Annotated in this window: 22 protein-coding genes and 1 tRNA gene; 16 read left to right on the top strand and 7 right to left on the bottom strand. The window is 65.7% G+C overall.

From position 1 onward, the window contains the following. Positions 1–103 precede the first annotated feature (103 nt). From steA to xerD, 5 genes are all read left to right on the top strand, one after another. Complete coding sequence (gene steA, locus A5680_RS22055) at positions 104–1285, top strand: putative cytokinetic ring protein SteA (protein ID WP_067823213.1); 1182 nt, start codon at positions 104–106, stop codon at positions 1283–1285. 7 nt (positions 1286–1292) lie between these two features. Continuing rightward, positions 1293–2246, top strand: a complete 954-nt coding sequence (locus A5680_RS22050; protein ID WP_067823209.1) for a copper transporter — start codon at positions 1293–1295, stop codon at positions 2244–2246. Between the two features lie 123 nt (positions 2247–2369). Continuing rightward, the gene (locus A5680_RS22045) at positions 2370–4121 is read left to right on the top strand and encodes a CTP synthase (protein WP_067823207.1); all 1752 of its coding nucleotides are present in this window, start codon (positions 2370–2372) and stop codon (positions 4119–4121) included. Next, positions 4114–4737, top strand: a complete 624-nt coding sequence (locus tag A5680_RS22040; RefSeq protein WP_067823202.1) for an NUDIX hydrolase — start codon at positions 4114–4116, stop codon at positions 4735–4737. The genes A5680_RS22045 and A5680_RS22040 overlap by 8 nt, the downstream gene beginning before the upstream one ends. Beyond that, positions 4734–5675 carry a site-specific tyrosine recombinase XerD gene (gene xerD / locus A5680_RS22035; RefSeq protein WP_067823199.1) on the top strand — a complete coding sequence of 314 codons (942 nt, stop codon included), beginning with the start codon at positions 4734–4736 and terminating at the stop codon, positions 5673–5675. The genes A5680_RS22040 and xerD overlap by 4 nt, the downstream gene beginning before the upstream one ends. Positions 5676–5684: 9 nt before the next feature. On the opposite strand, the gene A5680_RS22030 is transcribed toward xerD, so the two are convergent. Next, complete coding sequence (locus A5680_RS22030; RefSeq protein ID WP_067823195.1) at positions 5685–6437, bottom strand: O-methyltransferase; 753 nt, start codon at positions 6435–6437, stop codon at positions 5685–5687. Between the two features lie 180 nt (positions 6438–6617). Between A5680_RS22030 and A5680_RS22025 the strand changes: the two genes are divergently transcribed. The 6 genes from A5680_RS22025 to der are packed head-to-tail and all read left to right on the top strand — an operon-like array spanning position 6618 to position 11799. Beyond that, positions 6618–7481 carry a ParA family protein gene (locus A5680_RS22025; RefSeq protein WP_055404433.1) on the top strand — a complete coding sequence of 288 codons (864 nt, stop codon included), beginning with the start codon at positions 6618–6620 and terminating at the stop codon, positions 7479–7481. Then, complete coding sequence (locus A5680_RS22020; protein ID WP_055404435.1) at positions 7478–8293, top strand: segregation/condensation protein A; 816 nt, start codon at positions 7478–7480, stop codon at positions 8291–8293. Before A5680_RS22025 ends, A5680_RS22020 begins: the two co-directional genes overlap by 4 nt. After that, positions 8293–8988, top strand: a complete 696-nt coding sequence (gene scpB / locus A5680_RS22015) for an SMC-Scp complex subunit ScpB (RefSeq protein WP_055404437.1) — start codon at positions 8293–8295, stop codon at positions 8986–8988. Before A5680_RS22020 ends, scpB begins: the two co-directional genes overlap by 1 nt. Further along, positions 8988–9731: a pseudouridine synthase gene (locus A5680_RS22010; protein ID WP_067823192.1), complete on the top strand. Its 744-nt coding sequence runs from the start codon at positions 8988–8990 to the stop codon at positions 9729–9731. The genes scpB and A5680_RS22010 overlap by 1 nt, the downstream gene beginning before the upstream one ends. After that, positions 9728–10402 (top strand): (d)CMP kinase, encoded by a 675-nt coding sequence (cmk, locus tag A5680_RS22005; protein WP_067823189.1) that lies wholly within the window; start codon positions 9728–9730, stop codon positions 10400–10402. Before A5680_RS22010 ends, cmk begins: the two co-directional genes overlap by 4 nt. Next, on the top strand, positions 10399–11799 hold the full coding sequence (gene der / locus A5680_RS22000; RefSeq protein ID WP_055405773.1) for a ribosome biogenesis GTPase Der: 1401 nt from the start codon (positions 10399–10401) through the stop codon (positions 11797–11799). Before cmk ends, der begins: the two co-directional genes overlap by 4 nt. A 144-nt stretch (positions 11800–11943) precedes the next feature. Here der and A5680_RS21995 read toward each other — a convergent pair whose 3' ends face one another. Both A5680_RS21995 and A5680_RS21990 read right to left on the bottom strand, forming a co-directional pair. Next, on the bottom strand, positions 11944–12774 hold the full coding sequence (locus A5680_RS21995; protein ID WP_082970457.1) for a sensor domain-containing protein: 831 nt from the start codon (positions 12772–12774) through the stop codon (positions 11944–11946). 19 nt (positions 12775–12793) lie between these two features. Beyond that, positions 12794–13495 carry a sensor domain-containing protein gene (locus tag A5680_RS21990; RefSeq protein WP_067823183.1) on the bottom strand — a complete coding sequence of 234 codons (702 nt, stop codon included), beginning with the start codon at positions 13493–13495 and terminating at the stop codon, positions 12794–12796. Between the two features lie 408 nt (positions 13496–13903). Here A5680_RS21990 and A5680_RS21985 point away from each other — a divergent pair. Both A5680_RS21985 and A5680_RS21980 read left to right on the top strand, forming a co-directional pair. Beyond that, positions 13904–13980: transfer RNA gene (locus tag A5680_RS21985), tRNA-Pro, on the top strand. A 540-nt stretch (positions 13981–14520) separates the two neighbouring features. After that, on the top strand, positions 14521–16941 hold the full coding sequence (locus A5680_RS21980) for an ATP-binding protein (protein ID WP_156675201.1): 2421 nt from the start codon (positions 14521–14523) through the stop codon (positions 16939–16941). Positions 16942–16992: 51 nt separating this feature from the next. Here A5680_RS21980 and A5680_RS21975 read toward each other — a convergent pair whose 3' ends face one another. Beyond that, positions 16993–17631: a DUF4760 domain-containing protein gene (locus A5680_RS21975; RefSeq protein ID WP_067823177.1), complete on the bottom strand. Its 639-nt coding sequence runs from the start codon at positions 17629–17631 to the stop codon at positions 16993–16995. Between the two features lie 325 nt (positions 17632–17956). Between A5680_RS21975 and A5680_RS21970 the strand changes: the two genes are divergently transcribed. Both A5680_RS21970 and A5680_RS21965 read left to right on the top strand, forming a co-directional pair. Then, on the top strand, positions 17957–19918 hold the full coding sequence (locus tag A5680_RS21970) for a pentapeptide repeat-containing protein (RefSeq protein WP_082970455.1): 1962 nt from the start codon (positions 17957–17959) through the stop codon (positions 19916–19918). Positions 19919–20108: 190 nt separating this feature from the next. Further along, entirely contained in the window at positions 20109–20339 is a 231-nt protein-coding gene (locus tag A5680_RS21965) for a DUF6400 family protein (protein WP_231977674.1), read from the top strand. Between the two features lie 218 nt (positions 20340–20557). On the opposite strand, the gene A5680_RS21960 is transcribed toward A5680_RS21965, so the two are convergent. Next, the gene (locus tag A5680_RS21960; RefSeq protein WP_055404848.1) at positions 20558–20983 is read right to left on the bottom strand and encodes a DUF4189 domain-containing protein; all 426 of its coding nucleotides are present in this window, start codon (positions 20981–20983) and stop codon (positions 20558–20560) included. Positions 20984–21173: 190 nt separating this feature from the next. On the opposite strand from A5680_RS21960, the gene A5680_RS21955 reads away from it, so the two are divergent. After that, the gene (locus A5680_RS21955; RefSeq protein ID WP_067823167.1) at positions 21174–22073 is read left to right on the top strand and encodes an alpha/beta fold hydrolase; all 900 of its coding nucleotides are present in this window, start codon (positions 21174–21176) and stop codon (positions 22071–22073) included. On the opposite strand, the gene A5680_RS26105 is transcribed toward A5680_RS21955, so the two are convergent. Beyond that, positions 22070–22222 carry a hypothetical protein gene (locus A5680_RS26105; RefSeq protein ID WP_197281307.1) on the bottom strand — a complete coding sequence of 51 codons (153 nt, stop codon included), beginning with the start codon at positions 22220–22222 and terminating at the stop codon, positions 22070–22072. The two genes, A5680_RS21955 and A5680_RS26105, sit on opposite strands and share 4 nt — an antisense overlap. Positions 22223–22236: 14 nt before the next feature. After that, a complete protein-coding gene (locus tag A5680_RS21950; RefSeq protein ID WP_067823164.1) occupies positions 22237–22914 on the bottom strand; it encodes a DUF2510 domain-containing protein in 678 nt (225 codons plus the stop codon). Positions 22915–22969: the final 55 nt, after the last annotated feature.

Genomic DNA, 22969 nt, shown 5'->3' with positions numbered 1-22969 from the left:
GCCGTTAGACGCTTGTGACTAATGGGACTCTAGATAACTTCTGAGGCTGGTGTTACGGCGCGCCTCCACGCGTCATCGTGGCATCACGGACAGAATCGCCCCCATGAAGATGTCAGGCCTGCTTACCCGTAACACCACCCGGCCGGGCCTCGTCGGCACCGCCCGGGTGGACCGGAACATCGACCGATTGCTGCGCAGGGTGTGCCCCGGCGACATCGTGGTGCTCGACGTCCTCGACCTGGACCGCATCACGGCGGACGCGCTGGTGGAGGCCGATATCGCCGCGGTCGTCAACGCCTCGCCGTCGGTGTCGGGCCGCTACCCCAACATGGGCCCGGAGGTGCTGGTCAACAACGGGGTCACCCTGATCGACGAGACCGGACCCGACATCTTCAAGAAGGTCAAGGACGGCGCCAAGATCCGCCTGCACGAGGGCGGGGTCTACTCCGGGGACCGCCGGCTGGTGCGCGGCACCGAGCGCACCGACCACGACATCGCCGACCTCATGCGGGAGGCCAAGAGCGGCCTGTCCGCGCACCTGGAGGCGTTCGCCGGCAACACCATCGAGTTCATCAAGAGCGAGAGCCCGCTGTTGATCGACGGCATCGGGATCCCCGACATCGACATCGACCTGCGCCGCCGGCACGTGGTGATCGTCGCCGACGAGCCCAGCGCCGAGGAGGACCTGAAGTCCCTCAAGCCGTTCATCAAGGAGTACCAGCCGGTGCTCTTCGGCGTGGGCAGCGGCGCGGATGTGTTGCGCAAGGCCGGTTATCGGCCCCAGGTGATCGTCGGCGACCCCGACCAGATCAGCACCGACGCCCTCAAGTGCGGCGCCCAGGTCGTCCTGCCCGCCGACGCCGACGGCCACGCCCCCGGCCTGGAGCGCATCCAGGATCTCGGCGTCGGGGCGATGACCTTCCCGGCCGCGGGGTCGGCGATCGACCTGGCCCTGCTGCTGGCCGATCATCACGGCGCCGCGCTGCTGGTGACGGCGGGCCACACCGCCAACATCGAGACGTTCTTCGACCGCACCCGCGCGCACAGCAACCCCTCGACCTTCCTCACCCGGCTTCGGGTGGGGGAGAAGGTGGTGGACGCCAAGGCCGTGGCCACGCTGTACCGCAACCACATCTCGGCGGGCGCCATCGCGCTGCTGGCGCTGACGATGCTGATCGCCGTCATCGTGGCCCTGTGGGTGTCGCGCACCGACGGCGTGGTGCTGCACTGGGTCACCGATTACTGGAACCACTTTTCCCTCTGGGTCCAGCACCTGGTGAGCTAGGCCCGCGATGATCTCGCTACGCCAACACGCGCTGTCGCTGGCCGCCGTCTTCCTGGCGCTCGCGGTCGGAGTGGTGCTCGGTTCCGGGTTCCTGTCCGACACCCTGCTGTCCAGCCTGCGCGACGAGAAGCGGGATCTGCACACCCAGATCAACGGGCTCAACGACCAGAAGAACGTGCTGAATGAAAAGCTCAGCGCGGCAAACAACTTCGACACCCAGCTGGGCGGCCGGATGGTGCACGACGCGCTCGGCGGCAAGTCGGTCGTGGTGTTCCGGACGCCGGACGCCAAAGACGACGACGTCGCCGCGGTGGCGAAGATCATCGGACAGGCCGGCGGCGCGGTGACCGGAACCGTGGCGCTCACGCAGGAATTCGTCGAGGCCAACTCCGCGGAGAAACTGCAGACCGTGGTCAACTCGTCGATCCTGCCGGCCGGCCAGCAGCTGAGCACCAACCTCGTCGACCAGGGCTCGCAGGCCGGCGACCTGATGGGCATCGCCCTGCTGATCAACGCCAATCCCGCGGTCCCGCCGGTCCCAGAAATTTCGGAGACCCAGCGGGCCACCGTGCTGGCGGCGCTGCGCGACACCGGCTTCGTCACCTACCAGCCGAACGACCACATGGGCGCGGCGAATGCCGCGCTGGTGATCACCGGCGGCGCGCTGCCCCAGGACGCCGGCAACCAGGGCGCCAGCGTCGCCCGGTTCGCCGCCGCGCTGGCGCCGCACGGCTCGGGCACGCTGCTGGCCGGGCGGGACGGTTCGTCGACCGGGGGCGCGGCCGTGGCCGTGACCCGCGCCGACGCCGGGATGAACTCCGCGATCAGCACCGTCGACGACGTCGACACCGCGCCCGGCCGGATCACCGCCGTGCTCGGCCTGCACGACCTGATCAGCGGCGGTCACCCCGGTCAGTACGGCACCGGTCATGGCGCGACCTCCATCACGGTGCCCCAGTAGCGGGCGTGTTCGCCGCGACACTTCGGTCGCGGATGTTAGGGTGGATTTCCGTGGGTCGGCAGGCCCAACTAGTTATTCGCTAGCAAAATTTTGACGCCCTGCCCGTCTTCACGGAGGTCGCCTGTGCGAAAGCATTCGCAATCCGCAACCAAGCACCTCTTCGTCAGCGGGGGCGTCGCTTCCTCGTTGGGCAAGGGCCTCACCGCCAGCAGCCTCGGTCAGCTGCTGACGGCCCGCGGGTTGCATGTGACGATGCAGAAGCTCGACCCGTACCTCAACGTCGACCCCGGCACGATGAACCCGTTCCAGCATGGCGAGGTGTTCGTCACCGAGGACGGCGCCGAGACCGACCTCGACGTCGGGCACTACGAGCGGTTCCTCGATCGCGACCTGTCCGGTTCGGCGAATGTCACGACGGGACAGGTGTATTCGACCGTCATCGCCAAGGAACGGCGCGGCGAATACCTCGGCGACACCGTGCAGGTGATCCCGCACATCACCGACGAGATCAAAAGCCGGATCGTGGCGATGGCCCAGCCGGACGCCGAGGGCAACCGGCCGGACGTGGTCATCACCGAAATCGGCGGCACGGTCGGCGATATCGAGTCGCAGCCGTTCCTGGAGGCGGCCCGCCAGGTCCGCCACGACCTGGGCCGGGAGAACGTGTTCTTCCTGCACGTCTCGCTGGTGCCCTACCTGGCCCCCTCGGGCGAACTCAAGACCAAGCCCACCCAGCACTCGGTGGCCGCGCTGCGCAGCATCGGTATCACCCCGGACGCGCTGATCCTGCGCTGCGACCGGGACGTCCCCGAAGCGCTGAAGAACAAGATCGCGCTGATGTGTGACGTCGACATCGACGGCGTCATCTCCACCCCGGACGCGCCGTCGATCTATGACATCCCCAAGCGCCTGCACCGTGAGGAACTCGACGCCTACGTGGTGCGCCGGCTCAACCTCCCGTTCCGCGACGTCGACTGGACCGAGTGGGACGACCTGTTGCGCCGGGTGCACGAGCCGCACGAGACCGTCCGAATCGCCTTGGTGGGCAAGTACATCGAGCTTTCCGACGCCTACCTGTCGGTGACCGAGGCGCTGCGCGCCGGCGGCTTCAAGCACCACGCCAAGGTGGAGATGCAGTGGGTGCCCTCCGACGACTGCGAGACTGCGGCGGGCGCGGCGGCGGCGCTGGGCGACGTGCACGGCGTGCTCATCCCCGGCGGCTTCGGCATCCGTGGGATCGAGGGCAAGATCGGCGCCATCCGCTACGCGCGGGCCCGGGGTCTGCCGGTGCTGGGCCTGTGCCTCGGGTTGCAATGCATCGTGATCGAGGCCGCCCGCTCCGCCGGGCTGACCGAGGCCAACTCGGCCGAATTCGATTCGGCCACACCGGATCCCGTCATCTCCACGATGGCCGACCAGGTCGACGCCGTGGCGGGCCAGGCCGATCTGGGCGGCACCATGCGGCTGGGTGCCTATCCCGCCGTGCTGCAACCGGATTCGATTGTGGCCCAGGCCTACGGCAGCACGCAGGTGTCCGAGCGGCACCGGCACCGCTACGAGGTCAACAACGCCTACCGCGACAAGATCGCCGAGAGCGGCCTGCGGTTCTCCGGGACCTCGCCCGACGGACACCTGGTCGAGTTCGTCGAATACCCGCCCGAGGTGCACCCGTTCATCGTCGGGACCCAGGCCCACCCGGAGCTGAAGAGCCGGCCCACCCGGCCGCACCCGCTGTTCGTCGCGTTCGTCGGGGCCGCCCTCGACTACCAGTCGGGCGAGTTGCTTCCGGTGGAGATCCCCGAGCAATCGCCCAACGGCAACCAGCAGCGGGACAGCGTCGGCCAGTCGCTACCTGAGCCCGCGACCCGTGGCTGAGCACAACTTCGAAACGGCGTCATCCGAAACGCTGTATACGGGAAAGATTTTCGCGCTGCGCCGCGACCAGGTGCGGATGCCGGGCGGCAGCACCACGATCCGAGAGGTCGTCGAGCACTTCGGCGCGGTGGCCGTGGTCGCCATGGACGACGACGGCAACATCGCCATGGTCTATCAATACCGCCACGCGTTCGGGCGGCGGCTGTGGGAGCTGCCCGCCGGGCTGCTCGACGTCGGCGGCGAGGAGCCCCACCTGACCGCGGCGCGGGAGCTGCACGAGGAAGCGGGATTGCGGGCCGACACCTGGCGGGTGCTCGTCGACCTCGATTCCACTCCCGGCTTCAGCGACGAATCGGTGCGCGTCTACCTGGCCACGGGGCTCACCGAGTTGGACCGGCCCGAGGCGCACGACGAAGAGGCCGACCTGACGCTGCGGTGGTATCCGCTCGATGAGGCCACCGCGATGGTGCTTGGCGGCGAGATCGTCAATGCCATTGCGGTCGCGGGCATTCTGGCTGCCCGGGTGATCACCACGGGGCCCACACCGGCCCGGCCGGTGGACAGCCCGTGGCGCGACAAGCCTTCCGCCTTCGCCGCACGCAAGGCCGCGCGATGACAACGGTAGCCCTGGACAGCCAGCTGCAGGGCTATCTCGACCACCTCACGATCGAGCGGGGCGTAGCCGCGAACACCCTCAGCTCGTATCGCCGCGATTTGCGCCGCTACACAAAGCACTTGTCGGACCGAGGGATTCACGACCTGGCCAAGGTCGGCGAGGACGACGTGAGCGAGTTCCTGGTGGCGTTGCGCCGCGGCGACCCCGACTCGGGGACCGCCGCGCTGTCCGCGGTGTCGGCGGCGCGGGCGCTGATCGCGGTGCGCGGCCTGCACCGGTTCGCCGCCGCCGAGGGGCTCGCCGAGCTGGACGTGGCGCGCGCCGTCCGCCCCCCGACCCCCGGCCGCCGGCTGCCCAAGAGCCTGACCATCGACCAGGTGCTGGCGCTGCTGGAGGCCGCCGGCGGCGACAGCGCGTCCGACGGCCCGCTCACGCTGCGCAACCGGGCGCTGCTGGAACTGCTGTACTCGACCGGGGCGCGCATCTCCGAGGCGGTCGGCCTCGACGTCGACGACATCGACACCAAGGCCCGCTCGGTGTTGTTGCGCGGCAAGGGCGGAAAGCAACGGCTGGTCCCGATCGGCCGGCCGGCCGTGCAGGCGCTGGACGCCTACCTGGTGCGCGGCCGCCCGGAGCTGGCCCGCCGCGGCCGCGGGACGCCGGCGATCTTCCTCAACGTGCGCGGCGGGCGACTGTCGCGGCAAAGCGCGTGGCAGGTGCTGCAAGACGCCGCCGAGCGCGCCGGCATCACGTCGGGCGTCTCGCCGCACATGCTGCGGCACTCGTTCGCGACCCACCTGCTCGAGGGCGGCGCCGACGTCCGGGTGGTCCAGGAGTTGTTGGGGCACGCCTCGGTGACGACGACGCAGATCTACACGATGGTCACCGTGCACGCGCTGCGCGAGGTGTGGGCCGAAGCCCACCCGCGCGCGCAGTAATCGCCGGGCCTAGCCCAGGTACTCGGACTCCAGCACCAGATCCGACACCATCGACTGGTATTCCAGGTGCGCCTTGTGCTCGACGGTGTTCCACTGCTTGCCCTGCTGCCGGCGCATGTACTCGCGGTACTTCGGCGCGCCCGGCACCCGGACGTTGTCGGCGACGACGATGGCGCCCGGGCTCAGCCAGCCGCGCGCCATGATGCTCTGCAGATCCTTCAGGTAGGCGTCCTTGTCGTGATCGAGGAAGACGAACTCGAGGGCGCCCTCGGTGAACCCGTGCTCGGTGGCCAGCGCGTCCAGGGTGCGCCCGCCGTCGCCGATGGTGCCCACGACGCACGTCACCCGGTCGGCGACCCCGGCGTGGGCCCAAATCCGCCGGGCGTTGGCGGCGTTGGCTTCGGCGAGCTCGACGGAAAACACCCTGGCGTTCGGGGCGGCCCGGGCGATTCGCAGCGCGCCGTACCCGACGTAGGTGCCCAGCTCCAGCGCCAGCGCCGGGTTGGCCCGGCGCACCGCGGCGTCGAGCAGTTGGCCCTTCTCGTCGCCGACGTTGATCAGCATCGATTTCTCGTAGGCGAACTTGTCGATGGTGGCCAGCACGTCGTCGACGTCGCCCGCCTTGGCGTTGCCCAGCACGTAATCCACCGCCGCGGCTTCCCGCCCGTCACCGATCTGCCCCGTCGTCGTGATGTTGCGCGCCCCCGTCGCCATCCGCCAGACCGACCATCGCAGCAGGGGAATGCGTCGCTTGAGATCCATAGGCTCACGATAGGCCCAGATCCATGGTGCTGGTGAGGCTGGTGTGACGGGGCGTGTAAATGTTTCTCTGACAAGGACTTTCCGCTCATATTGGCTGGTAACTTGCCTGCGGGTCGCCCGGGTTCTGCGCGCGAACCCGTTAGACTTTCGGTCGATGTTCACCTCCCGAACACCCTCGCCATGACCGAGCAGCCGGACAGCGGCGTCGAGCTCGGTCTGACCGGGCGGCCGCCGCGGGCGATCCCGGAACCGCAGCCGCGCACCTCGCACGGCCCGGCGAAGGTCGTCGCGATGTGCAACCAGAAGGGCGGCGTCGGGAAGACCACATCGACCATCAACCTGGGCGCCGCGCTCGCCGAATACGGCCGGCGGGTGCTGCTGGTGGACATGGACCCGCAGGGCGCGCTGTCCGCGGGGCTCGGCGTCCCGCATTACGAGCTGGAGAAGACCATTCACAACGTGCTGGTCGAGCCGCGGGTGTCGATCGACGACGTGCTGCTGCAGACCCGCGTCAAGCACATGGACCTGGTGCCCAGCAACATCGACCTGTCCGCCGCGGAGATCCAGCTCGTCAACGAGGTCGGCCGCGAGCAGACGCTGGGCCGGGCCCTGCACCCGGTGCTGGACCGCTACGACTATGTCCTGATCGACTGCCAGCCGTCGTTGGGGCTGCTGACCGTCAACGGGCTGGCGTGCGCCGACGGTGTGGTGATCCCCACCGAGTGCGAGTTCTTCTCGCTGCGCGGGCTGGCGCTGCTGACCGACACCGTCGACAAGGTGCGCGACCGGCTCAACCCGAAGCTGGAGATCAGCGGGATCCTGCTCACGCGGTACGACCCGCGCACGGTCAACTCGCGCGAGGTGATGGCCCGCGTGGTGGAGCGGTTCGGCGACCTGGTGTTCGACACCGTCATCACCCGCACCGTCCGCTTCCCGGAGACCAGCGTGGCCGGCGAGCCCATCACCACCTGGGCCCCGCGCTCGACGGGCGCCGTCGCGTACCGCGCGCTGGCCCGCGAGTTCATCGACCGATTCGGCGCGTGACGGCCAGCGCGAACGGTGAGGCGCCACCCAAGAACGGCTTTCAAGTCCGCCTGACCAACTTCGAGGGGCCGTTCGATCTGCTGCTCCAGCTGATCTTCGCCCACCGCCTGGACGTCACCGAGGTGGCGCTGCACCAGGTCACCGACGACTTCATCGCCTACACCCGCGAGATCGGCTCGCAGCTGGACCTGGAGGAGACCACCGCGTTCCTGGTGGTCGCCGCGACGCTGCTCGACCTCAAGGCCGCGCGGCTGCTGCCGGCCGGGCAGGTCGACGACGACGAGGACCTCGCGCTGCTCGAAGTGCGCGACCTGCTGTTCGCCCGGCTGCTGCAGTACCGCGCCTTCAAGCACGTCGCCGAGATGTTCGCCGAGCTGGAGGCGACCGCGCTGCGCAGCTACCCGCGCGCGGTGTCGCTGGAGGAGCGGTTCACCGAGCTGCTGCCCGAGGTGATGCTGGGCGTCGACGCCGAGCGGTTCGCCCAGATCGCCGCGATCGCGTTCAGCCCGCGTCCGGTGCCGACGGTGGCGATCGGCCACCTGCACGAGGTTGCGGTCTCGGTGCCCGAGCAGGCCAAGAAGCTGCTGGCGATCCTCGAATCGCGCGGCAGCGGCGAGTGGGCCACGTTCTCCGAGCTGGTCGCGGACTGCGAGGCGCCGATGGAGGTGGTCGGGCGCTTCCTGGCGCTGCTCGAGCTGTATCGCAGCCGGGCGGTAGCATTCGACCAGTCGGAGCCGCTCGGCGTGCTCCAGATTTCCTGGACCGGGGAACGTCCGGTCAGCGAAGCCTTGGTAGAAGTGCGGGACGAATGATGAGCGAATCTGAGCCCGACGTCGACTTGGACGTCGGTATCCCGGACATCGCCGAGGCCGCGCCGATGGAGCCCGAGGAACTCGGCTCCGTGCTGGAGGCGCTGATGCTGGTTGTCGACACCCCCGTCACCGCCGAGGCGCTGGCCGCGGCCACCGAGCAACCCGTCTACCGGGTCGCCGCGCGGCTGCAGCAGATGGCCGAGGAACTCACCGAGCGCGACAGCGGCATCGATCTGCGCCAGAACAGCGAGGGCTGGCGGATGTACACCCGCGCCCGGTTCGCGCCGTACGTCGAGAAGCTGCTGCTGGACGGCGCGCGGTCCAAGCTGACCAGGGCCGCGCTGGAAACCCTTGCCGTGGTGGCCTACCGCCAGCCGGTGACCCGCGCGCGGGTCAGCGCGGTCCGCGGCGTCAACGTGGACGCCGTCATGCGCACGCTGTTGGCGCGCGGCCTGATCACCGAGGCCGGGGTCGACGATGACACCGGCGCCACGACGTTCGCCACCACCGACCTGTTCCTGGAGCGGTTGGGGCTGACGTCGCTGGCCGACCTGCCCGACATCGCCCCGCTGCTGCCCGACGTCGACACGATCGAGGACCTGAGCGAATCCCTGGACAGCGAGCCGCGTTTCATCAAGCTCGCGGGCGGCCAGGCGCCCGATCAGGCGCTGACGTTCGACGTGGACCAGGATTGATGGTCGAGACCGAAGGGATCCGCCTGCAGAAGGTGTTGTCCCAGGCCGGAATTGCGTCGCGGCGCGCCGCCGAGAAGTTGATCATCGACGGCCGCGTCGAGGTCGACGGTCAGGTGGTGACCGAGCTCGGAACCCGGGTGGATCCCGACGCCTCGGTGATCCGCGTCGACGGTGCCCGCGTCGTGCTCGACGAGTCGATGGTGTACCTGGCGCTCAACAAGCCGCGGGGCATGCACTCGACCATGTCGGACGACCGCGGCCGACCGTGCATCGGCGATCTGGTGGAACGCCGGGTTCGCGGCAACAAGAACCTCTTTCACGTCGGGCGGTTGGACGCCGACACCGAGGGACTGATCCTGCTGACCAACGACGGCGAGCTGGCGCACCGGTTGATGCACCCCTCCCACGAGGTGCCCAAGACCTACCTGGCGACGGTGACGGGGTCGGTGCCGCGCGGGCTGGGCAAGCGGCTCAAGGCGGGCATCGACCTGGACGACGGCCCCGCTCGGGTCGACGATTTCGCGGTGGTGGACGCCATTCCGGGCAAGACGCTGGTGCGGGTGGTGCTGCACGAGGGCCGCAACCGGATCGTGCGGCGGCTGTTGGGCGCCGCCGGCTTCCCGGTGGAGGCGCTGGTGCGCACCGACATCGGGCCCGTGTCGCTGGGCAAGCAGCGGCCCGGGAGCATCCGGGCCCTGGGGCATCACGAGGTCGGGCAGTTGTATCAGGCGGTGGGCCTGTGACCTCCGACGTGGTGGTGGCCATCGACGGGCCCGCCGGGACCGGGAAGTCCTCGGTGTCAAGGGGATTGGCGCGCGCCCTGGGCGCCCGCTACCTGGACACCGGGGCGATGTACCGGATGGTGACGCTGGCCGTGCTGCGCGCGGGCGTCGATCCCGCGGACGCCGAGGCCGTCGGTCGGATCGGGTCGACCGCCCGGCTTTCGGTGGACGGCGACCGGTATTTCCTTGCCGGAGAGGATGTTTCGATAGAGATCCGCGGCGACGAGGTGACCCGCGCCGTCTCGGCGGTGTCGTCGGTGCCCGCCGTACGCGCCCGCCTGGTCGGCCTGCAGCGCGAGATGGCCGAGGGGCCCGGCAGCGTCGTCGTGGAGGGCCGCGACATCGGCACCGTCGTCCTGCCGGACGCGCCGGTGAAGATCTTCCTGACGGCGTCGGCCGAGACCCGCGCTCGGCGCCGCAACGATCAGAACGTCGCGGGCGGTCTGGCCGACGACTACGACGCCGTGCTGGCCGACGTCCGGCGGCGCGACCATCTGGATTCCACCCGGGCGGTGTCGCCGCTGCGCGCCGCGGCGGACGCGGTGGTCGTCGACACCAGCGAGATGACCGAGCCGCAGGTGATCGACCACCTGCTCGAGCTGGTCCAGCAGCGAAACGGGGCGGTGCGGTGACGTCCGACGGCACGTGGTCCGACGAAAGCGATTGGGATTCGGTCGGTTTCGACGTTGATGAGGCGGCGGAGCCCGGCCCCGCTCCCGTCGTCGCAGTGGTCGGTCGGCCCAACGTCGGCAAGTCGACGTTGGTGAACCGCATCCTCGGCCGGCGCGAGGCGGTGGTGCAGGACGTTCCCGGCGTGACCCGCGACCGGGTGTCCTACGACGCGCTGTGGACGGGCCGCCGGTTCGTGGTGCAGGACACCGGGGGATGGGAGCCCGACGCAAAGGGCCTGCAGCAGCTGGTGGCCGAACAGGCGTCGGTGGCCATGCGCACCGCCGACGCGGTGATCCTGGTGGTCGACGCGACCGTCGGCGCGACCGCGGCCGACGAGGCGGCCGCCCGGATCCTGTTGCGCTCGGGCAAGCCGGTTTTCCTGGCGGCCAACAAGGTTGACAGCGAGAAGGGCGAGGCGGACGCGGCCGCGTTGTGGTCGCTGGGCCTCGGTGAGCCGCACGCGGTCAGCGCGATCCACGGTCGCGGCGTCGCTGACCTGCTCGACGAGGTGCTGGCCGCGCTGCCCGAGGTGTCCGAGGCGGCGCCCGCACCGGGCGGCCCGCGACGCGTGGCGCTGGTGGGCAAGCCCAACGTGGGCAAGAGCTCGCTGCTGAACAAGCTTGCGGGGGATGAACGTTCGGTGGTGCACGACGTCGCGGGGACCACCGTCGACCCAGTGGACTCGCTGATCGAGTTGGGCGGCAAGGTGTGGCGGTTCGTCGACACCGCGGGCCTGCGGCGCAAGGTCGGCCAGGCCAGCGGGCATGAGTTCTACGCCTCGGTGCGCACCCACTCGGCGATCGACGCGGCCGAGGTGGTGGTGGTGCTGATCGACGCCTCCGAGCCGCTGACCGAACAGGACCAGCGGGTGCTGTCGATGGTGATCGAGGCCGGCCGGGCGCTGGTGTTGGCCTTCAACAAGTGGGACCTGGTGGACGAGGATCGGCGCGAGCTGCTGGAGCGCGAGATCGACCGCGAGCTGGTGCAGCTGCGGTGGGCGCAGCGCGTCAACATCTCCGCGCGGACGGGCCGCGCCGTGCAGAAGCTGGTGCCCGCGATGGAGACGGCCCTGGCGTCGTGGGACACGCGCATCCCGACGGGGCCGCTGAACGCCTGGCTCAAGGAGGTGGTGGCCGCGACGCCGCCGCCCGTGCGCGGGGGCAAGCAGCCGCGGATTCTGTTCGCCACCCAGGCGACCGCCCGCCCCCCGACGTTCGTGCTGTTCACGACCGGATTCCTGGAGGCCGGCTACCGGCGTTTCCTGGAGCGGCGGCTGCGGGAGGCCTTCGGCTTCGAGGGTTCGCCGATCCGGATCAACGTGCGGGTGCGCGAGAAGCGGGGAGCCAAACGGCGCTGAGCTTTCGGGCTCTTGGCCCTGAGTGTGCGCCCAGGGCTTTCCGTGTGCACCCACGGCGGCAATCTGGCGTTTTTCCCGCCCTGAGCGCACACTCAACGCCCAGGATTACACTGATCCCGCGAACCGGGCGGTGCCACGGGCCGGCTATGAGCTCCGGGCGTCGATTTTCTTGTCGACGGCGTTCACGAATTGTGGCACCGCCGATCCCGACACGTTTCGTCCGCAGAGATCAAGGTCGATGACGACGTTGTTCCGGGCGCTGAGGGCGCGCTGGCAGTTCCAGCCCTGGGCCTCTTGAACCATGTCCATCGCGAGGATGCCCCCGGCCCGCGACACCGATCCCGTCTTCCAAAACACGTTGCGGGGATCATCGTTGTTGACGTTCCGGGTGTTGAGCTCGCGATTGGCACACCTCTGCCAGTCCGTTGCGGCATTGCCGACGAAGTCGTTCGCGGATTGCGCGTCCGGGAAGGACACGACGGCTTGAATCAAGCGCCATCCCTTGGCATCACCGTCGCCGAGCTCCTGGGTCCGAACCGCAATCGAACCGGTCGTCCCGTACGCCTTCTGCTCGGCGGCTTTCAGCACACCGACGCAGTCCTCGTCGACGATGGGGGTGTCGGCCAGCTTGTCTTGAACCGGTTCGCCGGACAATCTTTCGGCGCCCACGGCATGGGCGGCTTCCTCCGCGCTCAGCAGGACGTCCGGGAGTGCGGAGGCGGCCACGGTGCCGCCGCCCGAGTGGGCCGGCTGGTACACGATGACCGCGATCAACAGCCCGACCGTCAGCGCCGCGGCGGCGCCCGTCAGCCACCACCACCGCGCGAGCGACTCACCGGAGCGGCCAGGGGCCGGCGCCGGGTTCGGCCAGGACGGCGGGTGTCCGGGGGGATTCTGGTAACCGAACGGTGGCGCATATGGGCCCGTCGGTGGCCTGCCTCCCGGGCCGCTGCCCCAGTCGCCTGGAGCGCTCATGGCTTACCTCCTGGGCTGTTCACGAGGTGGGGATCCGGGAGGCGACTTTGTTGACGAGTTCTTGGGCTTGAGTGCTGCCGCCGTAGTCGCACACCCGCATGTCGATCACGACGTTGCTGCGCGGCATCAAGGCGCGCTGGCAACCCCACCCGGTCCCGCCGGTCTTGTCCCAGGAGACCAGCAGCGTGTTGTCGACGACCCGAGGGTCGCCGACGGCGATCGTGCCGCCCTCGTGGCGGTTCACCAAAACGTCGGTTCGAGCGCAGTGATCCCACTTCTTCGTGAGGTCCTCGAAGACGGCGCCGGCGTCTTTCGCGGTCGGGAAGGCCACCAGCGACTGCAGGGTCAACTTCACGTACACGTCACCCGGCCCGTGCAGTTCGGCCGACTGCGCGTCGATAAAGCGGGTGTCGCGATAGACCTGCGCCATGCCCGGGGCCCAGATGCCGGCGCAGTCGGGCGGGTCGGCGGTATCCATGAACAGGCCGTTGTTGCTCTGGTAGAGCGCCATTCCCTGGATGTGCAGGATGTCGCCGGCCTCGGCGGGACTCAACAGCAGATTCTTCAGGTCTTCCGGGTGGACCAACCCCGGTGTCGTCGGCACCGACAGCCCGGGCGGCTCGCGGTGTGACGACGCCGATGCACCCGAAGTCATGACACGGCTGATGAGGATGACGCCCAACACGGTCGAGGCGACCGCAAGAATGGCCGTCGTGACCATCAACCATCGTTTGGCGGGTGGGGCTGGCCGCGGGCTTGGTGGCCACGGGGGCGGCGCACCGGCCGTGCCCGGCGGGTAGCCGCTCCAGGGAGGTTGTCCGGGCGCATAGGGAGGGCCGGGCGGGCCGAAGTGATAGCCGCCAGGGGGCGGCGCATTGCCCGGATTCGGCGGCGGCTCGCTACCTGCCACGCGCCGCACCGTTCGCCATCATTGCGGTCGTCCCCCGGAGTTGGTCAGCGAGCACAGCGACCCGCCTGCGTTCGTGAACAGGAGTCTAGATCGCGACGGGGATTGGCGTTTACGGTTTCTCGGCCCGCCCGATCGCCGGGTCGGGCGGAGGCCGCTTCGCCGAGTTGCGGGCTGTCTGCGGTAGGCTTTCGACCTGCTGCCGCCGATACGGGCGGCATCCGGGCTGTGGCGCAGTTTGGTAGCGCACTTGACTGGGGGTCAAGTGGTCGCAGGTTCAAATCCTGTCAGCCCGACCACAAATAACATCAGCACTGCCCTTTTCATTTTGAACACACTTCTCGTTCGTCCGACGGCACCCAAATTGCAGATCGTCACAAGGAACTGGCTGGTATCGCCGCACGCCGTGTGGACGCCTCAGTCTTCCCTCGGGAGCGGTCGGGCGGCCTTCCCATAATGATCAGCACAGCGGTCGCCGCCGTGCCGAGCATCGGTACGCATCGGTGCGCGCCGGCGACAACCGCCGCACCTATGGCGAGTCGAGCCCCGGGGGTTGACGAGCCAGGCTATGGCTCGCCCGCGCGACGCTTAGCCATCCAAGGCCTTCATTTTCGATCCGCCTTTCGCGAATCGCCTAGCGGCGTCGCCGTGCGGCGAGTGCAACACGGGCATATCTCACCTCGTCATACCGACGTTGTTGCCGTGCGGGATGTGTCATGATGCGAGTGCTGCTGAATTGTTTTTCATTAGTGCGATAAATGCGTTCACAGACCAACTCCCGTGGAGTGTGTTAACGCTCGACTAGCTTGGCACACTTCTCCCTCGAAGGAGAGCCAAACGTGGTTGACAGCGACAAATGGCGCCAAATAGCGCTGGATTCGGTTCTCAGCCTCTGGCGACCAGAGCAAAAATGCGCGCGAAGCAGCTCGAAGGATGACGATGGAACCTACCGCCCGACCGCAACGTTTCAGGCCATCGTAGCGATGGGCGAATGCGGCATTCTAGGGTCTGCGGTGAAGACCAAGGACGGCACACCGCTGTCTCCGCGCGATTTCCTCGTCGCACTGGTCGGCTCCTCCGACACCTGGGCGGGAAAACGGATCGACGAGTCGAGTCATAGCCACTCTAAAGCGACGATGTTCCAGCCTTCTCTGGTCATAGGAGGTTTATTCCACGCGGTGCGATTGTTGCTGGAGGCTGGCGCGCTACCCCTGGAGGCGGCCAATGGGAAAGCATCTTCACCCGAAAATAAAGTCGCGGATGAAGATTCACAGCTTGCGGAGCATGTCTGTCGAGGCTTCGTCGAAGCGAGCGCACGGCTCGCGAAACTGACGCGCCCAGAGGGTGTATTGACTCGGGCCATGTCCGAGGCGGAGCTTTCCGGACTTCAAGAAGTGTCGCCCTACCATCTCCTGCATGTCGCGATAGCGCTCAGCGAGCGCGAGAAGATCCTTGAGTGGGCCGCGGGCAAGGGACTCGGGCTCGATAACGACTCGCCCGCAGCGCAACCCACGCTAGGCAGCTTCAGGCAGAGCCTTAAAGACTACTTCGTGCGACAGGTTGACCGCCTAATGGCGCGCAGGCATGTCCCGTTCGATCCGGAGTACGACCCCACTTCGCTAGCCTTCGCTATTCGCGGGTTGAACGAACTCGGCGAACAAGTGTGCGGCACACCGCTCTTCCGAGCCGCAGTGGAAGCAGTGGCTGCAGGGCAACACGCGGATGGCTGCTGGTCCGACGGTGTCTCGGTCACCTACCAGGAGGACGGGAGCACGATTCAGCAGCCCAGCGTCGAGGTGGCACTGTGCTTAGGGGAGTCGGTTTTTGACAACGACCTGCTCGTCCTTTACGACGCCGACCGAATCGAAGTCCTTGCCCAAGCATTCGAGGCACTCGAGAAGACAGCGAATTTCCTTACCGTGTCCCACAAGACTGTGGGTGCGTTCTCTGGATGGGTCAGCGATCGCACGCGCCACCCGGGCGTTTGCGAAACCTGGGTCACGTCATACGCGGCGCGGCTTTTCCACCTGATGTCCCTCGCCGAGCGGGCCCGCCGCCGCGCGTCGATCCTTGATAGGTATGTTCCTCGCAACCCGACCCCGCCGGCCGCTGCCAGGACGAAGACAAGTACGGCCGGTGCTGACGGCACATCTCGGCGGTTGGGCAAGATGATCGAGCCTGACGACGTGCTCAAGCCAGTCAACAAACTTCTAACGGAAGTGGTCACGCCGTTGGAGAATGAGCGGTTGCGCGGTTCCACCATCCGACGACCCGATAAGAACGGCGTTTCATACATAATCTATGGTCCTCCCGGAAGCGGGAAGACTTTCATGGTCGAGCAATTGGCCCAGACGCTCGGTTGGCCGCTGCTGGCGCTCAGCCCCGGCCACTTCATACGGCGCGGCTTGGAAAATATCGAATCGACAGCGGCTGAGATTTTTGTCGACCTGATGAACCTCGATCACACCGTCGTCTTTTTCGACGAATGCGATGAATTATTCCGGGAGCGTTCTGAGCAAAGCGGGGCGGGACGCAACATCCTCTCATTCGCCACAGCCTCGATGCTGCCGAAGCTCCAAGAGCTACACGATGCGCGCCGCGTCGTTTTCTTTCTCGGGACAAATTTTCTCAGCAACGTCGATACGGCAATACGGCGACCAGGCCGCTTCGACGGTCGGTTGCTCGTCGACCGTCCCGATGAGGCAGCGCGCCGCGATCTCATCAACGAAGGCTGGAAAAATGAGCAGAAGGAATTTGAGAAAAAAGTACCTGAGATGCCCGATGGATACCGCAGGTGGGCCGCCGAGCAGGCCGCTGGCCGAACCAAGGGTTGGATGAGCAAAGATGTGACGGCCATAGGTTCTGCTCTCTGGATTCAATTCGATAAGGCTCGCAATCAAGAGCTTAATGTCGACCTCAATTCCCTCGTGCCAGACAATAACAATGAAAAATTCAAAGATACGGTCAGACGTGCCGCAGCTACAGTTGATGACTACGTCGATTGGTGCGTTCAGGAAGGGAAGGACGAGCTCAAAGCGGCTGGCTACGAAGCGGACGATCCGAAAGCGCCCGATCTCGATGACGCCCGTCGGGAGCGAGCGGAGAAGTTTTGGGCGGTTTTTGATCGGTGGAAGAAATTGCCCGGCTTTTACCAGGATTATGCGCAGTATTCCAAGACGCAAGGCCTCGCCGCCGCAGACGAGGCAGATGCTTTCATCGCCAATCTGAAAAAACGTGAGGATCGACCTCAACACGCATGAGCCTCGAAGATGTGAAGCTAGACATCGGGCGAAGGGAAGAACAAGTCTAGCTCAGACGCCTTCGGGCCGACTCCGTTCTGCCTCTAAAGTTTCGATGAGTCCGGCCCCATCGATCTTGCGGTAAAGGGTGTCGAGTTCCTTGTAAGGATGAGCTTGGCGTTTCTCGGTCCACTTGCGCTTCTTGGCCTTCTCCGCCTCTTCGTTCTGCATACATTTTATGTAGTGTTCTAACTGTTTATAGGTCCGAGCGATAACCGATCTGCCCATGCGGCGAAGGACCACTCGGTCGTAGACGTCCATCTGGACGCCGAGAGCGATCATTTCGAGTCCGTTTAGGATGTCTCGCACCTGATCGCCAAGCTTCCTGCGCTCTGACTCGTCCAATGCTGTGCCGTATTTGTCCTTCAGCGTGCTGTCGGGACCGCCAAGAAGTGCCTTTGCCTGTACCTCAGTGACCTCATTCTTCTCGTTCTCGACGAGAACTCTTGTGACGTCGCGGCGGGCTTGGCGGGTATCGTCTGCCCACTTGCCCAGAGCTTCCAGCGTGTCTTTCCTCTTCCTCCTGCGGCCGCTTCGGTAGACGCTGCAGGCCACGACGGCAAGCGCCGCGCCGGCAACCACCGCAACCAAGTCCAGCAACACTATTTGCCCTGTTAGCCCGACGCAGTCGACGATCTTGTAGGTAAACATCCTGGAGCTGTCCTAGCGGTTATTCAGGCGGCTTCGCTCGCAACCGAGACGAACTGTTTTTCGTTAGTCGCGTGATCATCTGTTACATCTCAAAGGCGAACCTTCACCTCGTCGATATTAGTCGTCTCATGTCACATACCCACGAGCTCAATAGCCTCTGGTGATGAAGGAGTGGGGCCTCCTCCGCTCCCCGTGCTGCGCGCGAATGCTCGGGCTGCTCATGTCGTACGAAAGGGCCGTGCGACGGGCTCCGCCCGATCCTCGACCGCGAGGCTTCGATGGCTCGTGTCTCACCGGACTATGAAAACTAAGGGGCGAACGGTAGATGCTGACACGCCGACCGGCCCCGTTTCATCCTGCTGCCGGTCCGAGCGCCAATACCGTAGCCCGGCCCCTGCCAGAGGCCCGCGCAAGTGCGCTGGAACAGCTACCTGCTATGTGTTTGGATTACGACGTGGGGCCCACACATCGCCCGTCGATTGCCGAATGGTGCCGCCGCCATTTTGGCCGCATCCGTCGAGTTACCCGCAGTATTCCACTGATAGTCGCAGTCACGTCCGCCGTAATCATCGGTGCGGGGCTGATTTGGTTGGGTTTCATCGTGTTCGAGCATGCCGTCGGCACGGACAACACGAAGCCCGCCAATCGCGCCGATGTTCTTAAAACCGCACTCACTGCGGTCGCTGGGGTAGGTGGTGCAGTGGCCCTCGTTGTTGCCTACCGTCGCCAGCAAGATCTTGAAGAAGGCCGATTCGTCGAACGCTTCGGCGCCGCTGCGGCGCAACTTGGCAATTCTGACCCAGCAGTGCGCATTGCCGGGGTATATGCCATGGCCGGCGTCGCCGACGAGCGCAAGACCACGTTCCTTCGGCGCCAGCAATGCATCGACGTTCTGTGTGGTTATCTGCGGTTACCCTACGATGCGTCGCAGGGCGCAAGCCACATCACTGAACTTGTCACCACGACGCGTCCAGGAGAGGGGGCGGCGTACGAAGAAGCGCGGCACCAACTGATCCGCCAGAACGACCGCGAGGTCCGTCAGACGATCGTAAGAGTCATCGTCGCGCACCTCCAAAATAGTGCCGACGTCAGTTGGTCTGCACACGATTTCGACTTTGTCGGCGTGCTGTTCGAGAATGCCAACTTCGGACAGTCTATATTCCGCGGTACAGTAACCGACTTCCAACGTGCGACGTTTAGCGGGCCCGCTATTTTCAACCAAGCGGTGTTTAGCGGGGACTACACCTGGTTCAAAAACGCGACGTTTATTGGTGACAACAATTTCGTCACATTCGATGGTGCTCAGTTTAACGGCAAAGACACATCATTTGCGTACGTTGAATTCAACGCCCCCGGTGTTTCGTTTGACGATGTTACGTTTAGCGGTGACAAGTCTGCGATTACATTCAAAGCAGCCAAGTTTAACACCGACATTAGTAGTTTTGAAGGCGCGAGGTTCACTGGCAACAAGACAACGTTCGAGAAGGCGGCCTTTGTTACTAAGGTAACGTCATTTCGTGCGGCGGAGTTTAGCGGTACCATGACCGAGTTCGACAATGCGACTTTCTACGGGCGGCAGACCGTATCGAAGCCTACGCTGCTCGACGCTACCAGCACCTCCTTTGAAAAGGCCGTTTTTGGCGGGCAGACGACCTCCTTTGTGGGCACAGCATTTAATGGATCGGCTACGAACTTTATCGGGTCGGAGTTTCGCGCGGCCGCCACCAAGTTCGATAGAGTGCAATTCAAGGCTTCCAATACGAATTTTAGCAAGTCAAATTTTAGTGGTGATGTCACCACATTTGTATGGGCTAGGTTTGACAGCGCAATCCTGACCTCGTTTGACGGGGCGCACTTCCAAGGCCGCGCCACGTCTTTCGAGCAAACGATGTTCCGCGAAGCCATCTCCTTCAACATGGTGAAGTTTAGTGGCGAAGCCGTTAAATTCCACGAGACAAAATTCATGAAGGGGCCGATTCTATTCATAGAAGCCGTATTCGATGCCGCGCACACCGAATTTATTAGGACGGAATTTTTGGACACCACTATGTTCGACAAAGCAAAGTTCGAAGGTGTAGCTACCACTGCAACCTTCGATCAAGTGGTCTTTGGTGGCGAGGGCGAAGGTCGTACAACGTTTCATGGGGCCAAATTTGGTAACAAAGCCACGTTATTTTCCCGCCCTCGGGCTTGGAAGGTCTCGGTCGACTGGGACCATTTCCCTGAGGAAATGCCTGGTTGCATAGTCCCGAGAACTTGGCCACCGCCGCTACTCGACGAGGGCTGAATCGTTTTCTCTGGTCTGGAGTCCGTGCGCGCGGCGTTAGGACGTTGGCGTGCTCCGGAACAGGCAAAGCCGGCTGCTCCGCCGCAGTGTGACGAACTCCAGCCACCAAAAGTGACGCACGCCATAGCTTGACCAGCGCCAATTAGGGCATCCTAACCATTCGTTTGTATGACTAATGGTGGGGGGCGCGATGGCCAACCTGGAATTTGCCTATGACCTGACGCTCGACGAGGCGCGTCGGCGCAGCGCGGTGCTCGATGCGATCGGTGACGACTGGGACCCCGTCGCCGTGCTCGCCGACGAACAGCAGGCCTACGACATGCTGTATTCGAATTTGGACACCGAGCAGCAGCGGATCTACGACGACCTGGTCCGCGCCGGCGTCCTGCCTGAACGGACGGTTGATCGTGTTACCGATTGATCCGACCGCCGACCGTAGCCGCCGCGCCTGGCTGCCCTGCCCGCAATGTAATCACCGCGCCAAGTGTGGGGATTGCCGCAGCACCCGAAACTGCGACACGCACTGGCAGTACCTGTTGAGCAACCGCGGCACGCTGGTGCACCTGCAGTGCTCGGATTGCGGTCATCTCTGGTCGACCGACACGCATCGCCGCACCGCCTGACCCGGGCGTCGCGCGGCTATTGCGTGGCCACGAACGAGAAGTTCCCCGTGGAGATCAGGTCCGGGTCGACGACGCAGCGAGTGCCGTCCACGTTTGCCGGCCCGGACACCACCTTGGCCGCCGCCGCGGCACCGGCGGCATTGCGGGTGGGACCCCAGCCCCCGACCAAGCCATGACCGTTGTCCGAGAGGGCCACACAGCCACCCCGGCCCTCGGCAAGGACGTGGCAATCGGTCGCGCCGTGCTTCTCGGCGCAATGACTGATCGCGTACGCCTCGACGTCGGCGAGGCTGGCGTGGTTGCCGCCGACGGTGACGTCGACGGAGTGGGTGGAGTCCGACCCCGCGATCACGATGAAGCCGCCGGCCTGGGCTTGTGCCGGCGCGGCGAGTCCGACGGCACAAACAGCAAGGATCACCGCGGACGCAACAGGCTTGAACACACGCCTCCTTTCACATCGTGTTCCGGCAGAAGGGGTGCCGTACTGCTAACGGTGATGGGTCGACGCCGATCAGGTTGCGTACTTAACAAAGCCTTGACACGCGCGTAGCAAATCTTCACAGTTCCGACACGCCGCCTGTGAGACGCGGCCACCCCGACACGTTCCGGCGGGAAGAAGCATGATTACCGTCATGGACGCTGAACTGAAACGCTGGCTGGACTCCGGCGAGTACTTCGACTACCTCGGCTTCGACATGTTCTACCGCGTCGAGGGCAGCGGGCCTCCGCTGCTGCTGATCCACGGTTACCCGTTCAATTCCTTTGATTGGGCGCCGATCTGGCCAAAACTGACGCAACGGTTCACGGTCATCGCGCCGGACATGATCGGGATGGGCTTCTCCGCCAAACCGGTGACCTACCAGTACTCGGTCATCGACCACGCCGACATGCACGAGGCGCTCCTGCAGCACCTCAACATCCGCAACGCGCACATCCTGGCTCACGACATCGGCGACTCGGTGGGCCAAGAACTGTTGGCCCGTCACGAGTTCAGGCAGCAAAGCTATGGCGAATGGCGCATCGACTCGATCACCTGGCTCAATGGCGGCATGTTCATCGAGTCGTACACACCCCGGGCGGCGCAGAAGTTGATGTCGGGCACCCCGCTGGGCGACCTCCTGAGCCCTCTGCAAAACAGCCCGGTGTCCAAACGGTTGCTCGAACCGACGCTGCGCGAGATGTTCGGCCCCAACACCAAGCCGACCCCGCGCATGATGGCGGTGTTCAACCAGATCCTGGACTACAACGACGGCCGCCGCGTGCTGCACAAGGTCGGCCGCTTCATCAACGATCGCCTCACGTATCGCAACCGGTGGGTGCGCGCCATGCGGCAGACCGCGGTGCCGATGCGCCTGATCGACGGGCCCATCGACCCCAACTCCGGTGCCCACATGGCACGCCGCTACGCCGAGGTGATTCCCGAACCGAATGTGGTGATGCTCGCCGACGACATCGGACACTGGCCGCAACTCGAGGCGCCCGAAGCGGTGCTGACGCACTTCCTAGCCCACATCGACCGCCTGGAAAGCTAGCCGTGATGCGGCGGTCGCTCGTCGCGCAGCCGTCCCTCGTCCGACGCCGCGCGCATCTGCTCCTCGTCGCCGAACCGCTCCAAATCCTCGGGCGTCACGCGCGGCTGCTTCGGCGCGGCCGGCGGTGGCTGACGGGGTTCGGCGGACACGTGCCGATTATTGCTCAAGGCTGAAAGGCCGCCAGGATCGTGCCGGAATCACGAATCTCCCAAATGCTGGCCTTGGTGATGCCGTCGAAGTTGATCTTGTTCAGCGTCGCCCGCGAATACGTGAGGTCGATGGCGACCTGCGTCGACGTGTTGCCGTAGGGATCGGTCATCGGAAAGGTGCCCTGCACGTTCACCGCGGACGCGTCGGGATAAGTCGTTCGTGCGTACCTGAGGATGTCGATGGTGTCCATCCGGGCACCGTCCTTGATCATCTGTTCGCTGTAGTTGTCGCGAATCGCGAATCGGGCGTCGACCACGTCGCCGTTGGGGCCGGGCGCGGTGGTAAAGGTGACCCCGTCCGGCTTCTTCGGGCCTGCCGGAGTCGACGGTGCGGCCTCGGTCGATGACGGTGGGCTCGCGGCGGCCGAACTCGGCGGGGCCGAGTCGCTCTTCGCGTCGAAAACCCAACTTCTGCCGACGAGGACGAGAAGCACCAGCGCCCCCAACGTCGCCAGGGCCAGCGCCGCCTTTCCCGGGACGCCCTTTTTCGGCGGCTCGGTGGCGAACGCCCACTCGGTGGTCCAGTCGGTGCCGTCGAAATACCGCTGCAGCCCGTGGCCCACGCCGGCGGGGTCGGGGTACCAGCCCGGCGCCGACTTCGGCGGGGGCGGCGGCACCCGTTCAGATGGCATCCACCCATTTTCGTCGTGGCGGTGACATTCCGGCCACCCGCCCGGGGCCGATCTC

The sequence above is a fragment of the Mycobacterium sp. E2989 genome, assembly GCF_001667595.1.
GTDB lineage: Bacteria > Actinomycetota > Actinomycetes > Mycobacteriales > Mycobacteriaceae > Mycobacterium.
The sequence above is the reverse complement of the archived record's forward strand: the minus strand, read 5'-3'. Positions and strand labels throughout refer to the sequence as shown.

Bases quoted from the DNA above. Each gene is read 5' to 3' on its own strand.
- steA (WP_067823213.1), top strand. From the start codon at position 104: ATGAAGATGTCAGGCCTGCTTACCCGTAACACCACCCGGCCGGGCCTC.
- A5680_RS21975 (WP_067823177.1), bottom strand. From the start codon at position 17,631: ATGTTTACCTACAAGATCGTCGACTGCGTCGGGCTAACAGGGCAAATA.
- A5680_RS22030 (WP_067823195.1), bottom strand. From the start codon at position 6,437: ATGGATCTCAAGCGACGCATTCCCCTGCTGCGATGGTCGGTCTGGCGG.
- A5680_RS21955 (WP_067823167.1), top strand. From the start codon at position 21,174: ATGGACGCTGAACTGAAACGCTGGCTGGACTCCGGCGAGTACTTCGAC.
- A5680_RS22025 (WP_055404433.1), top strand. From the start codon at position 6,618: ATGACCGAGCAGCCGGACAGCGGCGTCGAGCTCGGTCTGACCGGGCGG.
- A5680_RS22050 (WP_067823209.1), top strand. From the start codon at position 1,293: ATGATCTCGCTACGCCAACACGCGCTGTCGCTGGCCGCCGTCTTCCTG.
- A5680_RS21950 (WP_067823164.1), bottom strand. From the start codon at position 22,914: ATGCCATCTGAACGGGTGCCGCCGCCCCCGCCGAAGTCGGCGCCGGGC.
- scpB (WP_055404437.1), top strand. From the start codon at position 8,293: ATGAGCGAATCTGAGCCCGACGTCGACTTGGACGTCGGTATCCCGGAC.
- A5680_RS21995 (WP_082970457.1), bottom strand. From the start codon at position 12,774: ATGAGCGCTCCAGGCGACTGGGGCAGCGGCCCGGGAGGCAGGCCACCG.
- xerD (WP_067823199.1), top strand. From the start codon at position 4,734: ATGACAACGGTAGCCCTGGACAGCCAGCTGCAGGGCTATCTCGACCAC.
- A5680_RS21990 (WP_067823183.1), bottom strand. From the start codon at position 13,495: ATGGTCACGACGGCCATTCTTGCGGTCGCCTCGACCGTGTTGGGCGTC.
- A5680_RS21965 (WP_231977674.1), top strand. From the start codon at position 20,109: ATGGCCAACCTGGAATTTGCCTATGACCTGACGCTCGACGAGGCGCGT.
- A5680_RS22010 (WP_067823192.1), top strand. From the start codon at position 8,988: ATGGTCGAGACCGAAGGGATCCGCCTGCAGAAGGTGTTGTCCCAGGCC.
- A5680_RS21970 (WP_082970455.1), top strand. From the start codon at position 17,957: ATGCTGACACGCCGACCGGCCCCGTTTCATCCTGCTGCCGGTCCGAGC.